The sequence below is a fragment of the Hyphomonas sp. ske169 genome (assembly GCF_056850855.1).
Genome location: NZ_CP096146.1, coordinates 1,438,097 through 1,460,731, shown reverse-complemented (window position 1 = coordinate 1,460,731; position 22,635 = coordinate 1,438,097). Strand labels below are relative to the sequence as shown.

Sequence of the window (22,635 nt, the reverse complement as noted above, 5' to 3'; positions counted from 1 at the left end):
TGAACTTGCCTCCAGTGCGCGGAACAGGCTAAGCGCCTTTGAGTGCCCATTCGGACAGAGAGATCTCATGAAACCTTCTCCCACGCCTTTCCCCCTCGGCCCCGCTCATTTGGTTGGGATAGGCGGTATTGGCATGTCGGGTATCGCCGAGATCATGATCAATCTCGGCTATCAGGTTCAGGGCTCTGACATGAAAGACAGCGCCAATGTCAAACGCCTGCGCGAGAAAGGCGCGGTCGTGCATGTTGGACACACGGCTGAGAATGTTGCGGGCACCAGCGCAGTAATCATCTCAAGCGCGATCAAAGACGATAATGTCGAAGTGCAAGCGGCCCGCGCGGCAGGCATCCCGGTGGTGCGCCGTGCCGACATGCTGGCAGAAATCATCCGCCTGAAATGGACCGTCGCCGTCGCTGGGACCCATGGCAAGACGACCACCACGACAATGGTCGCGGCTTTGCTTGATGGCGCGGGGATTGATCCAACCGTGATCAATGGCGGGATCATCAATGCCTATGGCTCGAACGCCAAAGCCGGTGATGGCGATTGGATCGTTCTGGAAGCCGATGAATCTGACGGCACGTTTATGAAAATCCGTCCGACGATCGCGATCGTGACGAATATGGATCCTGAACATATGGAGCATTATGGTTCCATGGATGCGCTTCGGGACGCGTTCGATACTTATGTCGGCAATATTCCGTTTTATGGCTTCGGGGTGCTGTGCACCGATCATCCAGAAGTCGCTGCAATGGTCGCGCGGGTCTCAGACCGCCGCATCATCACCTATGGCTATAATCGCCAAGCTGATGTGCGGGCGGTCAATCTGCAACCCTCCACTGAGGGCGTGACCTTTGATGTGATGATCCGGGCGCAATTGAATGCGGCGGAGCGGGTAATTGAGCAGGTCTTCCTGCCAATGGCCGGCGAGCATAATGTCTCGAACGCTTTGGCGGCGATTGCCGTCGCGGTTGAGCTGGGCGCCACCAATGAACAATTGCGCGACAGTCTGAAAGCCTTTGGCGGCGTGAAGCGTCGGTTCACAAAGGTTGGAGAGTGGAACGGGGTTAAAATCATCGATGATTATGCCCACCATCCGGTAGAAATCGAGGCGTGCCTGAAAGCTGCGCGCGCCATACAAGGGCAGGGGCGGGTGATCGCGATTTCGCAGCCGCATCGCTATTCGCGCCTCAAAGATCTGTTTGAAGAGTTCGCGCAATGCTACCGTGAGGCCGATATTGCTGTCATCACGCCAGTCTTTGCGGCCGGTGAAGATCCGATCGACGGGATCGATCATGCGTCTTTGGTCGCGAGTATGAAAGGTCACGGCCATAAAGAAGCGCACACGCTGGCCGATTTAGAAACCTTACCGCAACTGATCAAACAAATGGCCCAACCCGGCGATATGGTTGTGTGTATGGGCGCGGGCAGCATTTCTGCGCAAGCCAATCAGTTAATTGAGGCGCTCGAAGCGTAGCTGCTACGGTAAATGCGGCCCGGCCAATTGGGCCATTTTCCGTGAAATTTTGTCAAAGTCTCAGTGCCAAGTCTTAATCTGCGTAAGACGTGAGGGACGGCGTCGTGTGGACGAAATCACTTTGTATTTTGGCAATCAGCTGTGTCACCGCCGCTTCAGGCGTCGTTGCCGAGCGGGTCGTAGATGATGAGCCAGTTTTGCGATTGCGCTTGGTTGATCAAACGCCAATGCCGGTGCGCGCTGTAAAACTGCGCCCTCGCTTTGAGGTCAATGTCACTGCGAGATCTCAGCCAGTCCCCGTCCCAAAAGTGCAGATGCAACGCGCCGGACGCGTTGGGACCTTTGCTTATGTCAGCACCCCGCACCCAAACCTGGTTGTCGCCGTCGGCTCTACCGAGGACCGATCTGAACTGGGTCGGCAAATCGACCGGGCGATCATCGATATGGGTGGCGTGGGGCCGTTATTTGATCATGACCGGGACCGCGCGCCTTTCATCGGTATTGGCGTGCAGGCGCAAGTCGCCAAGACCGGATGGGCGATGGATGCCAGTGTAGGCGCGAACTTTGTCAATCGCGCCGAGCAGGCTCGGGTTTTCGGGGCATTTGATCTCCAGCAGACGGCCGCGCTTGAAACCGAAGCGCGCGCGAACTTCCGGCTTCGCTATAGGTTCTAAGCGATAATTGGCGGATCACCTCTTTTCGGCAGTGCCGACAAGCGGTAGGCGAGCTTATGAGCTTTGATTTAGACAGCTTGCCCGGGTTTCGCGGCAAAGTGATGAAGCGAGCGGCGCTCGCGCCCTATACTTGGTTTCGCGTTGGTGGGGCAGCTGATGCGCTCATCCTGCCGGCAGACATAGAAGACTTGCAGACCGTGCTAAAGGCGCTCCCGGAACAAGTCCCGGTCACTGTCTTAGGGGTTGGCTCAAATACGATTGTCAGGGACGGCGGGATAGAAGGCGTCGTCATTCGCTTGATGGGTAGATATTGGGGTGATGTCCGTCGCGATGACGAACATACGCTGATCGCAAGGGCGGGCGCACTTGATCTTTCGGTGGCAAAGGCCGCGGCGAAAGAAGGGTTGGGCGGCCTGTCTTTCTTATCCGGTATTCCAGGATCGATTGGCGGCGCGGTCCGGACCAATGCGGGGTGTTATGGCCGCGAACTTAGCGATGTGGTGGTGGCGGTGGAAGGGGTGACGCGTGCAGGCGAGCGGGTTCTCCTGAAGCGAGACGAGATTGGCTTTTCCTATCGCCACACAGACTTTCCATCCGACGTAATCGTGACCGAATTGCATCTTCGTGGCGAACCCGGCGGAGAGCCTGACACGCTCGCCGAAGAGATTGCTGCGCATCAAAAACGCCGCGCGGAAACCCAACCGATCAAAGACAAGACTGGCGGCTCAACCTTCGCCAACCCTGACCCGCCTGGAACGCCGGAGGCGCGCTCCAGCTGGAAGCTGATCGACGCGGCTGGCTGCCGCGGTTTGCGGGTCGGCGGGGCGCAAGTCAGCGAGAAGCATTGCAACTTCCTGATCAATACCGGCGACGCCACCGCTGCTGACATCGAAGCGCTGGGCGAGCTCGTTCGCGCCCGCGTTTTGGCGCAAACGGGCGTCGACCTCCGTTGGGAAATCCGCCGGATAGGGCGCTTACAAAGCGACTAGAAAGAGCCCTGCAATCTCAGCGTTAGGATACCGCCAAAGTTTCGCCTGCGATCCTCGATGCGATTGATGGTGCCGGTTCGATCTGGCGCGTACTCGATGCGCTGAAAATTGTCGTCGCTATCCAGCAAATTGCCATAGAAGACAGTCCCGGTCATACCGAATATGTCTTTGTGTTCGATAAAGCCCCAAGCAAATCCTTGCGGTTGTTCGAAATGGCGGCGGACGTCACGGCGAAAGACGGGGGCATCGGCAAAGGTTTCGTAATTCACACCCCACGCCCAATCTGTCTCGGGAATATCATGCCGGAAGTTCAGCTCGTAATAGTAAATCGTTCGGCCGTTAAAGTCGCGGGTTTCACCAGTAAGGGGATCGTCCAGGAATGTATCTTGAGCGAAAACTTCGTAATCGACCTGCGCGCCTTTCCAGCCCAAATTGTCGAACTTAATCGTGCCGTCGATTTCCAATCCCAAGCGTGAGGCTTCTTCGATATTGCCAGGCCCTTCGCCGATTGGCTGTGGAGGTGTCCCCTGATCAAAAATCGGCACTTGATCGATCAGGTCTTCAATTTCTTCGCCAAAGACCTCGACGGTCAATGCGCCCCAGCTGCCAAAATCCTTTTCCATTTCGAGTGCAAGCCGCCACCTTTGATCAGGCACGATGTTTCTATTGCCAGTGTCATTGTCGCCGACATTCAAATCGACATTGTCGACAAAATCGAAAAAGTTGAGCTGCCCAACTTCTCGCTGGAGCGAGAGATTTATGGTCGTGTCTTCATCTCGAACCCAAGATAAGGATGCCGAGCCCTTTGGCCGGGTGAAATCACGGGTCTGTCCACGTTCGCCGTCAGACATGATTTCAGATTGTTCAGCCCCAAGGGAGACTTGGAGCCTCAAATTCTGAGCCAGCTGACGCCCATGTGTGATGAACACTTCTGTGCGCTTTTCTTCCACCCGAACGCTCGGATTGGAGGCGACTTCGACAACGGTGTCGAATGTGTCTCCGCTAAATCTTTGCTGTTCGTTTTCCAGCGTGTTCAGCGCGCCTTCGACGGAGAATTGCCAGTCAGAATTGTTTGCGCCGGTTAGATTATATTCCCCGCGCAGAATGCTCTCGCTTTCATCGGTGGTGCTATCGAATATTTGGTTCCGCAGCCGAGATCCATCCAAGTTGGAGCCAAAGAATTTGGCTCTGGTCGGACTGTGCTCATTCCGTTGTAATCCGATAAGCTTGAGCCGGCCTGACCCTAGGCCAAACTCGTAGTCGCCGCTGATTTCGCTGTTCCACTCGTTCTCTTTAAACTGAAAAATGCTTTGCCCGAGCAAAGTGCCATCCGGTGAAAACTCACTACTTGTCTCGCGCTGATCGGGTTCCCACAAATTGTACTCAGCATTCAAATTGGCGATATGGCCATTTGCAGGTTTCCAGTTCAGAGAGCCATTTAAGCCGAATGAATCGGCGATGAAGGTGAATTCTTCTTCGCGATAGTTTACGAGTTCGCCAGTTCCACCATTAAAGTTTTCAAAGATGTTTTCACGGCCCGAAGCGGCGCCGCGATTGGGTTCCGTCTCTATACCTAGCGTCCAACCAAGCGTGCCGGATTGCCCATTCACTGAAACATCGAACCAATCTAAAGCCGGGGGCAGGTTCTCGCGGTAGCGTTGGCGATAGGTCCAGGTGCCGCTGATCCCATTCGCAGTGGCGATGACATTAGCGACCTGGCCACTCAGCCCGGGAATATCGAGGCTCGACCCTTCAACGAGTTCAATCCGTTCCACATTGGTCGCTGGAATACGGGATAGGACCTCGCCTGCGCCTGATGATTTTGATGAAATGCGCTGGCCATTGATCAGAACATTTTCTTGAGCCTGGCCGAAGCCGCGTTGGCCATCGCTTTGAGAAATGCTGAAACCAGGGATCTGTCTCACCATATCGAACGCGGTGCGCGGAGCGAATTGTTCAAAATCCGCCATGGTGAAGGTTCTGGCTTCCTCGCTGGTTTGATTGGCCTCTTGCGCGTGCACAGAAAGCGGTAGACTCACAAGAAGCCCAGCGAGAAAAGAATACTTCATTTAGGTTCTCCTGGAGAGAAAAACGATCCCGATAGGAGTGTGTTACATATGTAACTTATTCTCCGCAACCCTGTTTTTTGGAAAATTTCTACATTTGTAGATCGCGGCGTTGGGATCCAAAAATGTAGATCGCCAAGGGGTCTGATTTGTGTGTCGAAAATAGGGCAACCAGCCCTCAATATTAGAGGCAATCGAATAAAAAAATGAATCTTCAGCAACCTGGGGCGTCTTTAAGAGAGTTTTACGACTTTGGTGCAAAATTCATCAGGTTGGATCGTGATGTGATGTGGCCTTCGATCCGCTTGGTGGTGTTCAAATTCCTGCTCGGATGAGCAGAAGCGTTGGTCCTCAAGCGTTTCCAAGACCTGTCGGACGGATCCGCGATTGGAGATGATTGAGAGGAAGTCACGCGACATGCCACGGGCCAAAGGCAAAAAGTCAGCGCCTGAACCGGACATTGCTCTGGAGCGCACCCAGATTTCGTCTGTGATCTTTGGTTTGGTCATGGTCGTTGCCTTGATCGTCGCAGGTGCCGCCATGCTTGGCGGATCGCTCTCGCAAGTTGGTAAACGTTGGGGCAGCGCCATGGACGGCGCGTCTCGCTCCATTGGCCTCTCCGTCGAGACTGTTGAAGTGATTGGGCTCGAGCATGTCCCCGCGATGGCGCGACAAGTGAAAACAGCGGCAATGATCGAGCCGGGTGAGAATATGTTCCGCGCTGATCCGCATCTTATTCGCCGCCGCGTTGAGGACACGCGTTTGGTCACCAAGGTCCGGGTCTATCGCTTATGGCCAGACACGGTGATGATCTATGCCAGCGCTGCAGAGCCGACTGCCTTATGGAATGATGGCGAGCGGTGGACTGTCGTTGACAGTTTAGGGCGCCAAATGCCGAAAGCGCGTCCGAGCGATCATCTCGAGCTTGTGAAATCAATTGGGGCCGGCGGCCCAGAGGCGGTGCCGGCTCTGGAAAAGGCGCTAGCGCTCGCCCCAAGTCTGCGCGCGCACACAGATCATGCCCGCCGCGTAGCTGGCCGACGTTGGGACCTGGTCTTGAAGTCAGGCGCGATTGTAAAATTACCAGTCGATGAGAGCATTGAGCTGAACCTAGCTGGGTTCGCGCAAAAACATGAGGGCTCCGAGCTCGCCGCGCGGCCGCTGAGCATCATCGATCTGAGAATTGCCGGTCATGTCTATCTCACACCGGCAAAACAAAGTGCGGGAGGCGCAGCTTAATGGCGACGAATACGCAAAGACTGAAACCTAGACAGGTCGGAAAAGCCGGGACGGTTGTTGCGGCGCTGGATATTGGTTGTTCAAAGATTGCGTGTTTGATTGGCCGGGTGGATCCCGGCAGCCGAGCTGGATTTGCCTTCATGGGCGGCGGTCGCCAACAAAGCCGCGGTTTCAATGGCGGTTCGATTACCGATATCGAAGCGCTTGAGCGGTCTATTCGGTTGGCAGTCGAAGACGCGGAACGCGAAGCCAATGAGCGTATCGATCGCGTTATTCTCGGCATTACAGGGCCGAAAGTCGACAGCCAGCTGGCCGAAGCCGAAATTGAGCTCGGCCAACGCGAGATAAGCAGCAAAGACGTTCAAAAACTGTGGGCGAAGGCGCTCAATCAAACGGTGCCTAAGGATCGCGAGCTTTTGGGCGCGTATCCGGTTATGTATGGCGTTGATGACCAAGATGACATTCGCGATGCGGTTGGCATGATTGGCGAACGGCTCCGGGTTTTGCTGAATGTCGTCACCGCGCCGAAATCGCTGGTCAAGAATCTGAGAGAATGCGTCCAGCGTGCGCATCTCGGTGTGGAACGGATCGTTCCATCTGCTTTGGCGAGCGGATCTGGTACTCTGATCGAAGATGAAATCGACAATGGCGCGATCTGTATTGATTTTGGCGGCGGTGTGACCTCTGTCTCTGTCTTTATGAACGGCGCGCCGGCTTGGCTGGACCTCGTCAAAGTCGGCGGTTCGCGCGTCACTGGCGATATCGCGCAAGGCATTGGGACAACCTTTGCGGCCGCTGAACGCCTGAAAACACTGCACGGCACGGCTGATACGGCTGGTCCCGGCATGGCTGAACGCATTGAAGCCCCGCGGCTGGGGGATGATGGGCGTCTGAAAGCGGGACGGATGACCCGCGGCGACTTGGCCTCGATCATTGCGCCGCGAATCGAAGAACTGTTCGAAATGGTGCAAGCGCACCTTACAGCCAGTCCTTTGCGACCAATTCTACCGAGACGGACCGTTCTCACCGGCGGTGCAAGCCAATTGGCGGGCGTTCGAGAGCTCGCGACTTCCGTTCTAAAACAGCCAGTTAGAATGGGGCGTCCCATTGATGCTGACATTCTAGGTGAGAATTATGGGAATCCAGCCTTTTCGACAGCAGCAGGTCTGATAAGCTACGAACTTAAGGGATTTGCCGACGCATCACGGGCTGGGCATGCGGCGGCGCTAGCCGGAGGAGAATCCGGGCGTGGAGTGTTTGCCAAAGTCTTAATCTGGATCCGCGAAAATTTTTGAGCGAGATGACAGTCATTTAAGAGTCTTTTAGGCCAAACCAGGCATTCTGCCCCCAGACATCTTTTTGGCGCGTAGATTAAATAGATCGGGAACAGGGCATGACTCAAGAACTCAAACCACGGATTGTCGTCATTGGCGTTGGTGGTGCTGGCGGTAACGCTGTCGACAATATGATCGAAGCAAACCTGCAAGGCGTTGAGTTCTACGTTGCCAATACGGATGCGCAAGCGATGCGCCGGTCGAAGACTGAAAACCGTATTCAACTCGGACCTGAAACAACCGCAGGCCTTGGCGCGGGCGCCCGTCCTGAGGTCGGCGAAGCATCTGCCGAAGAATCGATGACAGAGATTATGGAAGCGCTTGAAGGCGCGCATATGGTCTTTGTTGCAGCTGGCATGGGCGGCGGAACCGGAACAGGCGCGGCCCCAGTCATCGCCAAAGCGGCCCATGATAAAGGCATTCTGACTATCGGCGTTGTGACCAAACCATTCGGGTTTGAAGGAACGCATCGTATGACGACCGCAAATCGCGGTTTGGAGAAGATCCAAGACACCGTCGATACACTAATCGTTGTTCCGAACCAAAACCTGTTCCGAATTGCCAATGAACGGACAACCTTCGCGGAAGCCTTCCGCATGGCCGATGATGTGCTCTATTCCGGCGTTCGTGGGATTACCGATCTGATGATCATGCCTGGCCTAATCAACCTCGATTTTGCTGATGTCCGTACGATCATGAAAGGTATGGGCACTGCGATGATGGGCATGGGCGAGGGCGAAGGCGAAGGCCGTGCGCTCGAAGCGGCTCGTTCTGCGATTGATAATCCGCTGCTAGATGATGTCTCTATGCGCGGCGCGCGCGGCGTTTTGATCAATATTACCGGCGGCTATGACATGACCTTGTTCGAACTGGACGAGGCGGCCAATGAAATTCGCCGCGAAGTCGACGAGGATGCGAACATTATTCTAGGATCGACTTTTGACCCTGAATTAGAAGGCCGGATTCGCGTTTCTGTAGTGGCTGCTGGCGTTGCTGCACAAGAAGCTGCGGTTGCAATTCCATCCACCATGGCACCGAGCGTTGCTCCAACAGCCCCGGCTGTTGATCCTGAGGCGCCTGTCGTCGTGAGCCAGCCGCCTGTTACGCCAACCGCGCCCGAAGTTGATCAGCGCCCAGACTTTAGCGGTCGTGCGCTGCCAGCCGCTCACGTCGAAGGCCAGCATGGTGCTGACACGGTCAGCGCCGATGCAGCGTTCACCAAGCCTGTTTCTGAGAGCCCTGCAGGCTTCTCAAACCTGTTCGGTTGGCGCCGCGAAGACACCGTTGGCGACAATGATACTGAAGAGGATCAGCCAAAGATCGTCTCGAGCCCAGAAGACCATCCAAAGGCCACGCCATTTGATGATGAAGACCTGGAAATTCCAGCGTTTTTGCGGCGCTCAGCCAACACCTGATCCTTAAATCTCTGTCACGTTAAGCCGCCAATTGCCAGGCGGCTTTGCGATTCCGGGAGACTGCAACAAAACGCAATAATGCTTGTGTTGAGATTAGGGCCCGAGCCGTCATCTATGCCGGTGCTACAGGGAGAGTAGGCTTGGGCAAAGTAGAGTATCAAACCACACTGAATACGGTCGTGATTTGCGCAGGGATTGGCGTCCATTCCGGTGCGCGCGCGAAAATGGTGATCAAACCTGCGGATGTGAATACCGGGATCCGGTTCCGTCGCACCGATTTGGCTACGCAGAGCGATATTCTTGCGCGCGGTGACCATGTCACCGAGGTTCAGCTTGGCACAACCCTGACCAATGCGGACGGTGCGAGCGTTGCCACTGTGGAACATTTCCTCGCTGCCTGTGCAGGCATGGGGCTGGACAATGTGCTGGTTGAAATCGATGGCCCGGAAGTTCCGATAATGGACGGGTCTTCGGCTGTGTTTTGTGAGCTGTTTCATTCCGCAGGTCTGAAACAACAAACGGCGCTACACCGCCGCATCCGTATTCTTGATACGGTCGAAGTGCGCGACGGGGTGAAATGGGCGCGGCTAAGCCCGTCTCAGGATCAAGTCCTGACCCTGAAAGCCAAAATCGAGTTTGAAACCAAAGCCATCGGCACGCAACAAATGGCGATGCGGTTGGTGCCTGGTCTGTTTGCGCGCGATATCGCGTTCGCCCGCACATTCGGCTTTGCCCGTGATGTCGAGACCTTAAAAGCCATGGGGCTTGCCCGCGGCGGCTCGCTCGACAATGCGGTGGTGATTGACGGCGATGAGATCATCAATCCCGAAGGCCTGCGCAGCGATGACGAGTTTATCCGACACAAATTGCTCGACGCGGTCGGCGATCTGATGCTCGCCGGAGCGCCAATTGCGGGGATTTATGAAGCTCGCCAACCTGGGCATGCGATGAATAATAAGCTTGTCCGGGCTTTGCTTGAGCATCCGGAATCCTGGTGCTGGGAAACCGATGTTGAAGCGCTAGAAACCGCGTCAGCGGCACACGGTCTTACTGCCTAGAGCCAATCTGGCGCTGCAGTTTTCGTGACATCCACCTGCCGCAATTCTGGCTGGGGGTGGCGTTCCAGCAATTTTTCAATGATTTGATCAGCAACGCGCGCGGCTTCGCGCAAGGGCTCATAGTCCCACAGGGCGAGTGTGCCGTCGAACCGGCGGGCGCATCCGCGCTCAATCAGACTGCTATGGAGTCGGTCGAATTTCGGCGCGCTGCCTTTCAGGGCTGCGATATGTACCGGGAGGCCATGCCAGGCGGCGTCTGACAGCATGTTGGAGCTATCCTCCGTCACGATGGCAGCCTTGGAATAGATCAGCCATGCGAGATAGGGGTTCGGTCCGTCCTGCTCATTCGCCCAGAACCTTGCGCCAACGCGATCCGCGAAACGGCGCATTTCAGCGACAATGCCAACTGGCGTGCGGCGCGAACACGTAATCCGCAAACGCCAACCCTGGCCAGCGATCGCTTCAAAGGATTGCATCAACTCTTCGGCGCGGGCGCGGGTGAATGTGTGCGCTTTGGAATTGCCGCCTAAGATGATGACGGCTGATTTGCCACTCTCGTCCGCCAAATCCGCGAAGGCTTGTCCCGCTTCTTCGATGGCTTCTTCTGAGAAGTGCGTCGGCGACCCGGTTGTGCGAATAACATTTTCGCCTTCCAGAGCATCGTGTTCGGGCACGATTACCAAATCAAACTTTGTTGGATCGGTCTTCGGATCCAGGATTTGCACCGCGAAAGTTTGCCCGCCGCTCCAGCCTCTGACCGCCGCTGTATAGGGCGCGCTTCGGCGACCGGCAGCGAGCCAAAGTGAGGGCCAGGGGGCTTTGAGTGTCTCGCGTTGCGCTTTTGGAAGCGCTAATCGGGGGGCAGGCCAGTTCACGCCTGGGAGCCAGGTCCAAGGCGGGCGCGGCTGTACCATGACCGGTTCAGAGCGGTGACCTTGGCCATAGATATGACCAATCTGCAGCCAGCGCTGCGTTTCTGCGAGCGCCGATATGATCGCGCGCACCTGCGCTGCATTGCCCGCGCGGCCATCGCTGACGGCCCAAATCGACGGTCCTAAAGAAGTGTCGGGCGAACTCATATCTTCGCCCTGCCACTGTTCGCGTTTAAGTTGAAGGACAAACTGCTAGAGGTATTTGACGTCGGCGATCTCATAGACGCGAGCGCCGCCAGGGGCCGCGACCTCGGCTTCATCACCTTCACCTTTGCCAATCAGGGCCCGGGCCATGGGTGAGGTGTTTGAAACCTTCCCTTCGGCGATGTCCGCCTCATCTTCACCAACGATCTGATAGGTCGACTCATCTTCGGTATCGACATCAATAATCGTCACGGTGGCGCCAAAGACGATTTTATCGCCTTTCACCTTGGTCAGATCGATAACGTCGGCACGAGACAGTTTGTCTTCCAGCTCGACGATCCGGCCTTCAATGAAAGACTGCTTCTCTTTCGCGGCGTGATATTCGGCATTCTCTGAAAGGTCGCCATGCTCACGAGCCTCTGCGATGGCCTGGATGATGGCCGGGCGTTCGACAGACTTCAGATTTTTCAATTCTTCATCGAGGGCTGCATAGCCCCCGGCGGTCATAGGTGTGCGTTGCATGAATAGTTACCGTTCTTGGGTTCTGACGCCATCTTGCTCTTGGAACAGGATGGTTCAATCAAAAAGCAGGCCGGTCAAGTAGTCTAAAATGTCCGGTTTCGCAAGTTATGCTTTCTGTAACGCGCGAACACTGAGCGGTTTTTCGCGCATCGCGCGAATCGCTTTCACCGCTGCACGACAGGCGGCCAGGGTGGTGAAATATGGAATCTTCTGCACCATCGCCGTGCGCCGGATCGATTTTGAGTCCTTACGAGATTGCGCGCCTTCGGTTGTGTTCAGCACGAGATCAATCTCACCATTCAAGATCGCATCCTCAATGTTCGGTTTGCCTTCCAGGACTTTCTTGACCAAGCGGGTCTCGATCCCATGGTCGGCGAGGAAGCTCGCTGTGCCGGTGGTGGCGACGATGTCAAAACCCATATCGATCAGGCTAGCGGCGGCTTCGACAATCTCTTTCTTGTCGGCTTCGCGCAGGGAGATGAAGGCGGTGCCGCTGGTGGGCAGGGTTTCGCCCGCGCCAATTTGAGCTTTCAAGAAAGCTGTGCCGAAATCATCATCCCAGCCCATGACTTCGCCGGTCGAGCGCATTTCAGGCCCCAAGATCGGATCAACATTCGCAAATCGGGCGAACGGGAACACCGCTTCTTTGACCGCAATCCGGCTCGCTTCGGCGTGGCGCAGGTCAAACTCGGTGAGCTGTTTGCCGCCCATAATCTTGGCAGCAATGCTGGCAATCGGTGCGCCGACCGCTTTGGCCACGAATGGGACGGTGCGGCTCGCCCGTGGATTGGCTTCAAGCACATAAATCTGGTCATCTTTAACCGCATATTGGATATTGATCAGCCCAGAAACATTCAGCGCTTTCGCCAGCGCAATCGTTTGTTCGCTGAGGCGCCCGACGATTGCGGGAGACAGCGTGTAAGGCGGCAAAGCGCAAGCGCTATCGCCAGAATGGACTCCGGCTTCTTCAATATGTTCCATCACGCCAGCAACATGTACATTCTCGCCATCACAGAGCGCGTCGACATCGACTTCAATCGCGTCGGAGAGGTAGCGGTCAATGAAGAGCGAGCCATCGCCAGCGACGGAAAGGGCATAGCCAGCATATTCGCGCACATCATCATCAGAATGGCAGATCCGCATCGCGGTGCCGGACAGCACGAAAGATGGACGCAACATCACCGGATAGCCGAGCTCTGCGGCCTTCTCGAGCGTCTCTTCGAGACTTCTTGCAGTCGCAGATGGCGGCTGCTGAATACCGAGATTTGAGAGCAGTTTCGACCATTGCTTCCGGTCTTCGGCCAGGTCGATGCTGTCCGGGCTGGTGCCGAGGATTGGCACGCCAGCTTGATTGAGCGGCTGAGCGAGCTTTAGCGGGGTTTGGCCGCCGAACTGGACGATGACGCCCGCAAGCTCGCCCGCGCTTTGCTCTTTATGGATGATCTCAGAGACGTGTTCATGTGTCAGCGGTTCGAAATAAAGGCGATCGGACGTGTCGTAATCGGTCGAGACAGTTTCGGGATTACAATTCACCATGACGCTTTCAATGCCGATCTCGGCCATCGCAAAAGCGGCATGACAGCAGCAATAATCAAACTCGATCCCTTGGCCGATCCGGTTCGGCCCGCCGCCCAAGATAATCGCTTTCTTCCGCGTCGAGGGCAGGGCCTCACAATCGGGGCCATCCGCGCCGAAAGCAGCGTGCTCGTAAGTCGAATAGAGATAGGGTGTCTTCGCCGCGAACTCGGCGGCGCACGTGTCGATCCGTTTATAGACCGGACGCACATTCAAAGCATGGCGCGCGGCGCGGGCGGCGGCTTCTGATTGGCTGGTCAGTTCGCCAAGACGCGCATCTGAGAAGCCCATGCCTTTGAGGTCTGTGAAGTCTCGAACCGTTGTCGGCAAACCATCGCGACGAACATCCTCTTCGCGCGCCACGATTTGGGCGATCTGGCGGAGGAACCAAAGATCGATACTGGTCGAGGCGTGGACGTCTTCGACAGATAGGCCTTCACGAAAGGCTTGCGCGACAATGCGCAGGCGATCTGGGGTTTGTTTGCTAAGCGCTTCGCGCAAAGCGCCTGGGCCAGAGAACTCGATTTCATTGAGGCCCGTGAGTCCGGTCTCAAGCGAACAGAGCGCTTTCTGGAGGCTCTCTTGGAAGTTACGGCCGATCGCCATGGCTTCGCCGACAGATTTCATTGCGGTGGTCAGAAGTGGTTCAGCGCCTTCAAACTTCTCAAACGCAAAGCGCGGGATTTTGGTGACCACATAGTCAATGGTTGGTTCGAAAGCGGCGGGCGTGACGCCGGTAATGTCATTGTCGAGTTCGTCGAGCGTATAGCCAACCGCCAGTTTGGCCGCGACTTTCGCGATCGGGAAACCGGTAGCTTTTGAGGCCAACGCTGATGACCGAGAAACTCGCGGGTTCATCTCAATCACGACCAGGCGCCCATCTTCTGGATTAACGGCGAATTGGACATTTGATCCGCCGGTCTCAACTCCAATCTCACGCAGCACGGCCAGCGAGGCATTCCGCATCACTTGATATTCACGGTCGGTGAGCGTCAGCGCGGGCGCCACAGTGATCGAGTCGCCAGTATGCACGCCCATCGGATCAATATTCTCAATCGCGCAGATGATGATAGCATTGTCGGCTTTGTCGCGGACAACTTCCATCTCATATTCTTTCCAGCCGAGTAGGCTCTCATCGACGAGGATTTGCGCAACTGGCGAGGCGGCAATCCCGGCGCGGCAGATCTCTTCATATTCAGCGCGATTGTAAGCGACGCCGCCGCCGGTGCCGCCAAGGGTGAAGGCTGGGCGAATAATTGCCGGTAGGCCGACATGATCGAGCGCATCGAGTGCGTTTTTCAGGCCAGTGATGCGGTCAAAAGACCCGTCTTCATTTTTCGGCGAAGAGACGATTTCCGCTTTCGGGTTTTCGAGCCCGATCCGGTCCATCGCTTCGCGAAACAGTTTGCGATCTTCAGCCATTTCAATCGCGTCGGCGCGGGCCCCGATCAGTTCCACGCCGTGCTTAGAAAGAACCCCCGCCTGTTCAAGGGCGAGGGCACAATTCAAAGCGGTTTGACCACCCATGGTCGGAAGCAGTGCGTCGGGTTTCTCGATCTCGATGATCTTCTCGACAAAATCCGGCGTGATCGGCTCAATATACGTGGCGTCCGCGAGCCCTGGATCAGTCATGATGGTGGCCGGGTTGGAGTTCACCAAAATGACCCGATAGCCTTCGCCTTTCAGCGCTTTGATCGCCTGCACACCGGAATAATCAAATTCGCATGCCTGGCCGATTATGATCGGACCAGCCCCGATAACAAGAATGGATTGGATATCGGTGCGTTTCGGCATCAGGGCGTCCTTCTTGTCTCGCTGCGTAGGCAAACGGGTGGCGTATAGCGGGGAGTCGGCAGGACGAGCAAGTAGAAAAGCGACTTCTGGTGAAAAATCGCGACAACCCGCGCCTAAAATAAAAATCCGGCGTCAAGCCGGCAGGATCGAGACGTCAATTGTGTCTTCAAAGTCACGATATTTCGCAGAATTCGGAAATTAACGATCCGCAACGACGCTGCCGTAGGGTCAAGTACCTATGTGGTGTGACAGTAGTAAAGGCAAGGAGAATAGAATGAAAAAATCACGCCTACTCGCTGGCAGTGCCCTTTCAGTGGCAATGCTGTCTATCGCCCTCCCAGGTCATGCACAGGATGCAGACGCCGCCGATGATGCAGATGAGCTGCGTCAGAGCCAAATCGTTGTAACGGGAACGCGTTCCGCGGACCGTACAGCATTGGAAACGTCGGTGCCGGTCGACGTGTTCCCCGTCGCAGAGCTTACTGAAACAGGTCGTACGGAGCTGAATCAGATCCTCGCTGCGACAGTGCCGTCATTCAACTTCAATCAGACCTCTATCAATGACGGTACAGACATTATTCGCCCGGCAACTTTACGGGGCCTGGCACCTGACCAGACATTGGTTTTGTTAAACTCTAAGCGCCGTCACTCTTCGTCGCTCGTGAACATTAACGGGTCTGTCGGACGTGGTTCGTCTGCGGTTGACCTCAACTCAATTCCTACGTCTGCGATTGGTAGCGTCCAGGTGCTGCGCGATGGCGCGTCTGCGCAATACGGTTCTGACGCGATTGCGGGCGTGATCAACGTGCTGCTGAAAGAAGAAGCTTCAGGCGGCGGCGCAAATGTTCGTTACGGCGCTTTTGTAACCGATATTAAAGGCCAAGGCCGCGACCGCGTTGACGGCGAGACTTTGCAAGTCAGCGGCTGGAAAGGTTTTGCGATCGGTGAGGACGGATTCCTAACCGTTTCAGGTGAATATAAAGACCGAAATCCATCTAACCGCGCCGGACTCGATCCGCGTCAGCAATATATTACGCCAGGTGGCGTTGCCGATCCGCGCGAGAGAACGATCAATCGCCTCAACCACAATTGGGGGAATGGAGAGGCTGAAGACTTCAGCTTGTTTGCGAATGCTGGATACGGCCTCAATGAAGACTGGGAACTTTACGGTTGGGCCGGTTATCAGGACCGCGAAGCTGAAAGTACAGGTTTCTACCGTCGTTCAAGCGACTCAGCGGCAGGTCCACTCGGAACGCGCGGCACGCCACGGAACCTGACAGAAATCTATCCTGACGGCTTCCTGCCAACGATTGTCGGTGACGTGACGGACATCAGCGGCGGCGCTGGTATTCGTGGCGACCTTGGCGGCTGGGATGCTGATTTCAGCGTTGTCTACGGCTCTAATGAGCTCGACTATTCTGTCGTCAATACGCTGAACGCGTCGCTTGGACCGACAAGTCAAACTGAGTTTGATGCCGGTGCGCTGGAATATGACCAAGTGGTTGTGAATGCCAACATTACCCGTTCATTCGACACATTGCTTCCAGGCGTGACAACCGTGTCTCTCGGCGCGGAATTCCGTGACGAAGGCTTTGAGATTACTCAAGGGGAACCAACCTCATTCGCTCAAGGCGGATATCGTGGTGTTCCAGGCGTGAACTATGAGCCAGTGGTTGGTGTCAATGTGCCGGTCGGCTTTGATATCAATGATCCATCAACTTACCCAGATCCGTTCGATGCGAATTTCGGTATTGGATTTGCGCCAAACAGCCAAGTTTTTGGCGGCTTCACCCCGCAGTCGGAAGTCGATGCAGGTCGTGATAATATTGGTCTCTATGCCGATGTGGAATGGGAGCCGAATGATCAAACTCTGATCTCAGCGGCTGTTCGCTATGAAGACTATTCTGACTTTGGCGACACGATTACCGGTAAAATCACTGGTCGTTATGACTTCAACGATGTTATCGCGATCCGCGGTGCTGCGAGCACCGGGTTCCGCGCGCCATCGCTGCAGCAGCAATTCTTCACAGCGACGTCAACCAACTTCATTGACGGCGTACCATTTGAAATCGGCACCTTCCCAGCTGAATCCAGTGCGGCTGTCGCGCTTGGTGCTCAGCCACTCGATGCGGAAGAATCGACCAGCTTCTCTGCAGGTCTGGTGATTACACCTGACAATAATTTCTTCATCACAATCGACGCGTTCAGCATCGATATTGAAGATCAGATCTTCTTGTCAGAGAACCTTGGCGGCGCCGAGGTCGATGCGGTTCTGGCAAATGCTGGAGTTGAAGGTGTTAGCCGCGTGCGCTTCTTCCAAAACGGAATCGAAACGGAGACACGTGGTGTTGACGTTGTCGCCCGTTACGATTGGGACTTGGGTGAACTCGGTGAAGTCGGTCTTTCTGGTGCGTTCAACTTCTCTGAGGTTGAAGTCACGGAAGTTCCGGTGAACTCTGTTGTCCCAGATCTCACCTTCTTCAGTCGCGACAACCGCCTAACGTTTGAAGAAAGTGCGCCAGAGACGAAGCTGATCTTGTCTGCGGACTATGGTTGGAAAGCCGCTGACTTCAATCTCCGGGCAACGCGCTACGGCGAAGTTGTGGATCCATCTAACAATCCAGACAATGACTTCACGCTTGAAGCGAAATGGATTGTTGATGCGTCCGTAGACTTTGAAATTGCTGAGAAATTCACCGTGGGGCTTGGGATGGACAATGTCTTTGACGTCTATCCAACCGAAACTCCGAGCAATCAGAACTTTAATGGGATCTTCCCATTCTCTACCCGCTCGCCATTCGGTTTTGCAGGTCGCTTCGTTTACGCCCGTGCTGGCGTGAGCTTCTAAGCTGAGCTCGTAAGCCAAACAAATTGCGCCGCTCTCATCTGAGGGCGGCGCTTTTTTGTGTTCTGAATATCTAAAGGCTATAAGCCGAGCACGCGTTTCGCGATGATGTTCTTTTGGATTTCATTCGTGCCGCCATAAATGCTCTGGGCGCGGGCACCGAAATAGGTCGAGACACCGGGTGCGGCATAGCCCGAATGTCCGGCCCAGTCCGGGCTGACACTGTCTTCAAACTGGCGTTGGCCGTGTGCTGCAGCGACATCCAAATAAAGCGTCGTGATTTGTTGCGCCGTCTCGGTGGCTAAGATCTTGATGATTGAGGCCTCTTTGCCGGGGCTCCCGCCATCTTTCACCGCTGAGAGCACACGCATCACGGTCATTTCCAAGCCATCAACCGCCATATCGGCATCTGTCAGCTTTCGCGCGAAGGCCTCATCATCGATGAGCTTTGTATTACCGCCTGTGGGCTCTGCGGTGGCAATGGCGCGAATATGGCTGAGTTGCTTTCGTTTCCCGCCAATGCGCGCATAAGAGGTTCGTTCGAACCCGAGCAGATATTGGCTATAGGTCCAGCCTTTGCCTTCTTCCCCGATTAGATAATCGGCCGGAACCCGAACATCTTCAAACGTCACCATGTTGAGGGCATGCTTGCCATCGATTGTGATGATCGGCGTGAGCGTGACCCCAGGGCGATCCATCTCACAACAAATGAAGCTGATGCCCATTTGTTTCTTTTCTTCTTTCGAGGTGCGCGCCAACAGAAAGATCCAATCGGCGTGCTGGGCTGCGCTGGTCCAGATCTTCGTGCCGTTCAGGACGTACTCATCTCCGTCCTTCTTGGCTGAGAATTGCAAGGATGCGAGATCAGATCCGCTATCGGGTTCGCTATAGCCCTGAGCCCAACCCAGAGATCCGTCGCGTGTGCCGGGCAACCATTTCTCTTTTTGCGCGTCAGAGCCGAATGTATAAATGATTGGACCGACATAGATCACCCCCATCGGGGTGACGGTTGGCACGCCAGCGCGTTCGAGCTCTTCATCGAAAATATATTGTTCTTCCAAGCTCCAACCGGGGCCACCATGTTCTTTCGGCCAAGCACTCGCCAACCAACCTTTGGCGCCAAGCGCCATTTCAGAATTGCGCACTTCTGCCGTGGTTAGGCTGGCGCCTGTCGCGACTTTCGCACGAATGTCTTGGGGATAATCGGTCTCGAAGAACGTGCGTACTTCGGCGCGAAACGGCTCTAGGGCGGGGTTCGATGAAAGATCCATAGGGGCAAGTTTATCCAAGCCCGGCCATCTGAGAAGGGGTGCCCGCGGGGGAGCGGGCGCTTCTCGTTTCAAACCCTATCGCAAAACCTCATTGAATAGCGTTTCCGGAAACTGATAGATCCAATTCCGGCCGGAATGGGCAACGGGGCGAAAATCGAGTCCGAGACGTTCCGCCGCAGCCTCCGCTGCTTCTGGTCCAACACCTTGCTGATCGGCACTGTTCATGACAACCAGAGGCCGAACGCTGGACAAGAGAGTCGCGGCCCGAGGATTGTCGAGAAATGCCGATTCTAGATCGAGTCGTGTTTGGGCAAGGTCGGCGCCATACAGATAGTCTGAGGTGATTTCGAACAGCTTGGTATTGGCCTCAAAATACGCTCGATCACTCGCCTGATTTCGATACATCATGCGGTAAAAGCGGGTCCCGCCAAAAGTCTCGCTGACGGACCTCAACGAGCGCGCACCGAACGCGAATCCGGCTTGCGAGCTAAGCCCCATGCGAAGCAAGCCGCTCAACCAGTTAGGCTGGATCGCGGACAATTTATCGGCGATATCGAGCCCATAGTTGATCAACACAGTTTTGCCGATCCGCGAACTCAGTGTTTGCACCTCGAGTGCCAATGGAGCTGACGTCGATTGGCCCACCAGCGTCATGTCTCGCCAATCGAGCACACGGATAAACTCGCTTAACAGCGTCGCCGACTCCTCGATTGAGCCAGTCACGGTAGTATCGCCAAATCCAGGCCTGAGCGGAAAGATCAGATTGATCCCCGCGCGCCGCGCGGCTGCAATCATGTCTTTGGAGGGTAAATATCCGTATTCTAGCGAATGTAAGATCATCACGGGATGGCCGTTCGCCGGGCCATATCGCCGATACTCTACGGATTGATCTTGGTTGGGTAGTGAAATCAGGCGAGATGCGTTTTCATCTTCGGTGATGAGCACATGCGGCTGTTCTGCACGTAAGCTGAGCGCCTGAGAGAGCTCGACGGTCATAGAAAGGGTTTCAGTCAGGCTGCGGCTGCCAAGCTTGCTGTTTAAACGCGCGACATGTGTCCGAACCGTGTTGAGCTTAATGCCGCGCAGATCTGCAATCTGCTCGAGGCGGTGGCGCCTGAGCAGAAGTTCCAAGATCTCAGTTTCGCTGCTGGTTAAGCCGAAATGGTTCACCAAGTGCGTGCGCACAGCACTCGACAGCCGGAACAAGAAGACCCGGCCCGTATATCCAACCGCGACGCCATCGGTCAGTTTGGGATAGAGCTTAATCTGGCGAGAAATGCCAAACCGGTCCGGGCGTTCCACAAGTAAATCAGAAGAAGTGGCGCCAGCTTTAGATGTCAGCTCGATCGAGGGGTGTAGAATGTCTCCAACTTGCAGTTCAAACTGGGTGGATACGTCTTTCGTAATGTTCGTGACGCAGCCTTTCTCATCGAGCGTAAAGGAGTCAGTTGTCGCGATGGCTTCGCTTTGCAGGCGGGACGACGGCGCTTCGGGTTCATTCAGGGCTGGCGTCAAAATGGACAGCACAGACTCAAACTCAGGCAGCGCTTCGACATTGTCTGATAGCTTTGCCCAATCGCGGCAGGCTTGTGCAAACTTTTCAGGATCTTCACCCGCGCGCGCAAGTGATTGCAGCAAAACCAGGGCAGCCTCAGCCCGAGACTCTTCAATCGATTCAGCGTGTGTTTCGCGATCCGCCACTTTACTCGATGCCGCCCTAGCTCTTCCAAAATACTCAACGATAAGTAGGAAACGGGTTCAAGGGCGCGCATGCGCAGAAATTTGTACTAAAATTTGACTATTCCTCCGGCGGCGGCATCAGCATATGGATGTTTCCGACGATTACGTCATATCGACATCAAGCGTACCCACACAACGCAGGTGTCTTTCGCCCGCCAGCCATTCCCCTTTATGCGCTGGCGGGCATTTTTTTGTTGCAATTTGCAAAAATTCGCGTGTGGCTTAGCGCCCGAGCTCTTTCATGGCGCCGTCGAGCCCTTCCAATGTCATTTCGAACATCCGGTCTGGCCCGATGAGTTCACGGATCAATTGGATCGAGCCTGTATATTCCCAAGCCCCAGACTTAACTGGGTTCAGCCAAGCAAAATTTGGGAACTGTTCGACAAATCTTTGGATCCAAAGACCGCCTGGCTCTTCATTCCAATGCTCAACTGACCCGCCTGCATAGGTGATTTCATATGGGCTCATAGTGGCGTCGCCAACGACGATCACTTTGTATTCGCTGGGATATTTATGCAAAACGTCCCAAGTCGGGATGACATCATTGCGGCGGCGGCGATTGTCCTTCCACAGGCCTTCATACGGGCAATTGTGGAAGTAATAATATTCGAGATTTTTGATTTCTGCGCGCGCGGCGGAAAACAGCTCTTCCATCACCTTCACATGCGGATCCATTGAGCCGCCAACATCCATCAGCAGCAGGACCGACACCGTGTTCCGGCGCTCTGGGCGCATCTCAATATCGAGATAGCCCTGGCGTGCGGTGTTTTTGATTGTTGCGTCTAGATCGAGCTCGTCAGGTGCGCCGTTGCGGGCCCATTTGCGCAAACGCTTGAGCGCGACTTTGATATTGCGGGTGCCCAGCTCGACGCTGTCATCGTAATTTTTGAACTCGCGCTTGTCCCAGACTTTGGTGGCGCGGCGATGGCGCGACTTATCCTGTCCGATCCGAATGCCTTCAGGATTGTAGCCATTCGCGCCAAAGGGCGATGTGCCGCCTGTGCCGATCCATTTGTTTCCGCCCTCATGGCGTTTTTTCTGTTCTTCGAGCCGCTTTTTCAGCGTCTCCATCAGCTTTTCAAATCCGCCCATGGCTTCGATCTCAGCCATCTCTTCAGGCGAGAGGAATTTCTCTGTCATCTTGCGCAGCCATTCTTCGGGCAAGTCCTGCGCTTCCACCGCGTCTCCTAGGCTGTCGAGGCCTTTGAAAACATGGCCAAACACTTTGTCGAACTTGTCGATATTGCGCTCGTCTTTGACCAAGGCCGCGCGGGCCAGATAGTAGAAGTCCTCGACGTCCCGATCGATCACGCCTTTATCCATCGCTTCCATCAGCGCGAGATATTCTTTCAAAGTCACCGGCACCTTGGCGGCGCGAAGCTCGTTGAAGAAATTGAGGAACATAGCGGCACTCCTGACGTTCACGTTAAAGGTAACCCTAGCGCCGCGAATTTCCAAGGGTGCCGTGGCGGGAGGCGCCTGCGTAGATCAAGCGCAATCGTGGATCATAGACAATATGACCGCACAACTTGATAAGGACGGGCGGCAGAAGGGGAACAA

The 22,635-nt window shown here is 55.3% G+C and carries 15 protein-coding genes; 8 read left to right on the top strand and 7 right to left on the bottom strand.

The window, feature by feature from the left end; all coding sequences use genetic code 11:
• Positions 1-67 precede the first annotated feature (67 nt).
• From murC to murB, 3 genes are all read left to right on the top strand, one after another.
• Positions 68-1,477 carry a UDP-N-acetylmuramate--L-alanine ligase gene (gene murC / locus MY069_RS06940; protein ID WP_482796345.1) on the top strand — a complete coding sequence of 470 codons (1,410 nt, stop codon included), beginning with the start codon at positions 68-70 and terminating at the stop codon, positions 1,475-1,477.
• Between the two features lie 104 nt (positions 1,478-1,581).
• Positions 1,582-2,151 (top strand): hypothetical protein, encoded by a 570-nt coding sequence (locus MY069_RS06935; protein ID WP_482796344.1) that lies wholly within the window; start codon positions 1,582-1,584, stop codon positions 2,149-2,151.
• 56 nt (positions 2,152-2,207) lie between these two features.
• Positions 2,208-3,140, top strand: coding sequence for a UDP-N-acetylmuramate dehydrogenase (gene murB, locus MY069_RS06930; RefSeq protein WP_482796343.1), 933 nt, complete (start codon positions 2,208-2,210; stop codon positions 3,138-3,140).
• On the opposite strand, the gene MY069_RS06925 is transcribed toward murB, so the two are convergent.
• On the bottom strand, positions 3,137-5,209 hold the full coding sequence (locus MY069_RS06925) for a TonB-dependent receptor plug domain-containing protein (RefSeq protein ID WP_482796342.1): 2,073 nt from the start codon (positions 5,207-5,209) through the stop codon (positions 3,137-3,139). The two genes, murB and MY069_RS06925, sit on opposite strands and share 4 nt — an antisense overlap.
• Before the next feature lie 414 nt (positions 5,210-5,623).
• Between MY069_RS06925 and MY069_RS06920 the strand changes: the two genes are divergently transcribed.
• The 4 genes from MY069_RS06920 (at position 5,624) to lpxC (ending at position 10,252) form a co-directional block, all read left to right on the top strand.
• On the top strand, positions 5,624-6,445 hold the full coding sequence (locus MY069_RS06920; RefSeq protein WP_482796341.1) for a cell division protein FtsQ/DivIB: 822 nt from the start codon (positions 5,624-5,626) through the stop codon (positions 6,443-6,445).
• The gene (gene ftsA, locus MY069_RS06915; protein ID WP_482796340.1) at positions 6,445-7,740 is read left to right on the top strand and encodes a cell division protein FtsA; all 1,296 of its coding nucleotides are present in this window, start codon (positions 6,445-6,447) and stop codon (positions 7,738-7,740) included. The genes MY069_RS06920 and ftsA overlap by 1 nt, the downstream gene beginning before the upstream one ends.
• A gap of 98 nt (positions 7,741-7,838) precedes the next feature.
• The gene (gene ftsZ, locus MY069_RS06910; protein WP_482796339.1) at positions 7,839-9,194 is read left to right on the top strand and encodes a cell division protein FtsZ; all 1,356 of its coding nucleotides are present in this window, start codon (positions 7,839-7,841) and stop codon (positions 9,192-9,194) included.
• A gap of 140 nt (positions 9,195-9,334) precedes the next feature.
• A complete protein-coding gene (lpxC, locus tag MY069_RS06905; protein ID WP_482796338.1) occupies positions 9,335-10,252 on the top strand; it encodes a UDP-3-O-acyl-N-acetylglucosamine deacetylase in 918 nt (305 codons plus the stop codon).
• On the opposite strand, the gene MY069_RS06900 is transcribed toward lpxC, so the two are convergent.
• The 3 genes from MY069_RS06900 to carB all read right to left on the bottom strand — a co-directional run bounded on the left by MY069_RS06900 (position 10,249) and on the right by carB (position 15,219).
• Positions 10,249-11,331 carry a mitochondrial fission ELM1 family protein gene (locus MY069_RS06900; RefSeq protein WP_482796337.1) on the bottom strand — a complete coding sequence of 361 codons (1,083 nt, stop codon included), beginning with the start codon at positions 11,329-11,331 and terminating at the stop codon, positions 10,249-10,251. The genes lpxC and MY069_RS06900 overlap by 4 nt on opposite strands.
• Positions 11,332-11,376: 45 nt before the next feature.
• Positions 11,377-11,850, bottom strand: coding sequence for a transcription elongation factor GreA (greA, locus tag MY069_RS06895; protein ID WP_482796336.1), 474 nt, complete (start codon positions 11,848-11,850; stop codon positions 11,377-11,379).
• Between the two features lie 105 nt (positions 11,851-11,955).
• Positions 11,956-15,219 carry a carbamoyl-phosphate synthase large subunit gene (gene carB, locus MY069_RS06890; protein WP_482796335.1) on the bottom strand — a complete coding sequence of 1,088 codons (3,264 nt, stop codon included), beginning with the start codon at positions 15,217-15,219 and terminating at the stop codon, positions 11,956-11,958.
• 274 nt (positions 15,220-15,493) lie between these two features.
• Here carB and MY069_RS06885 point away from each other — a divergent pair, with 274 nt between their 5' ends.
• Positions 15,494-18,067, top strand: a complete 2,574-nt coding sequence (locus MY069_RS06885) for a TonB-dependent receptor plug domain-containing protein (protein ID WP_482796334.1) — start codon at positions 15,494-15,496, stop codon at positions 18,065-18,067.
• A gap of 77 nt (positions 18,068-18,144) precedes the next feature.
• Here MY069_RS06885 and MY069_RS06880 read toward each other — a convergent pair whose 3' ends face one another.
• The 3 genes from MY069_RS06880 to MY069_RS06870 all read right to left on the bottom strand — a co-directional run bounded on the left by MY069_RS06880 (position 18,145) and on the right by MY069_RS06870 (position 22,479).
• Positions 18,145-19,353, bottom strand: a complete 1,209-nt coding sequence (locus tag MY069_RS06880) for an acyl-CoA dehydrogenase family protein (RefSeq protein ID WP_482796333.1) — start codon at positions 19,351-19,353, stop codon at positions 18,145-18,147.
• A 57-nt stretch (positions 19,354-19,410) separates the two neighbouring features.
• Positions 19,411-21,036 (bottom strand): LuxR C-terminal-related transcriptional regulator, encoded by a 1,626-nt coding sequence (locus tag MY069_RS06875; protein WP_482796332.1) that lies wholly within the window; start codon positions 21,034-21,036, stop codon positions 19,411-19,413.
• Between the two features lie 261 nt (positions 21,037-21,297).
• A complete protein-coding gene (locus MY069_RS06870; RefSeq protein ID WP_482796331.1) occupies positions 21,298-22,479 on the bottom strand; it encodes a vWA domain-containing protein in 1,182 nt (393 codons plus the stop codon).
• Positions 22,480-22,635 lie beyond the last annotated feature (156 nt).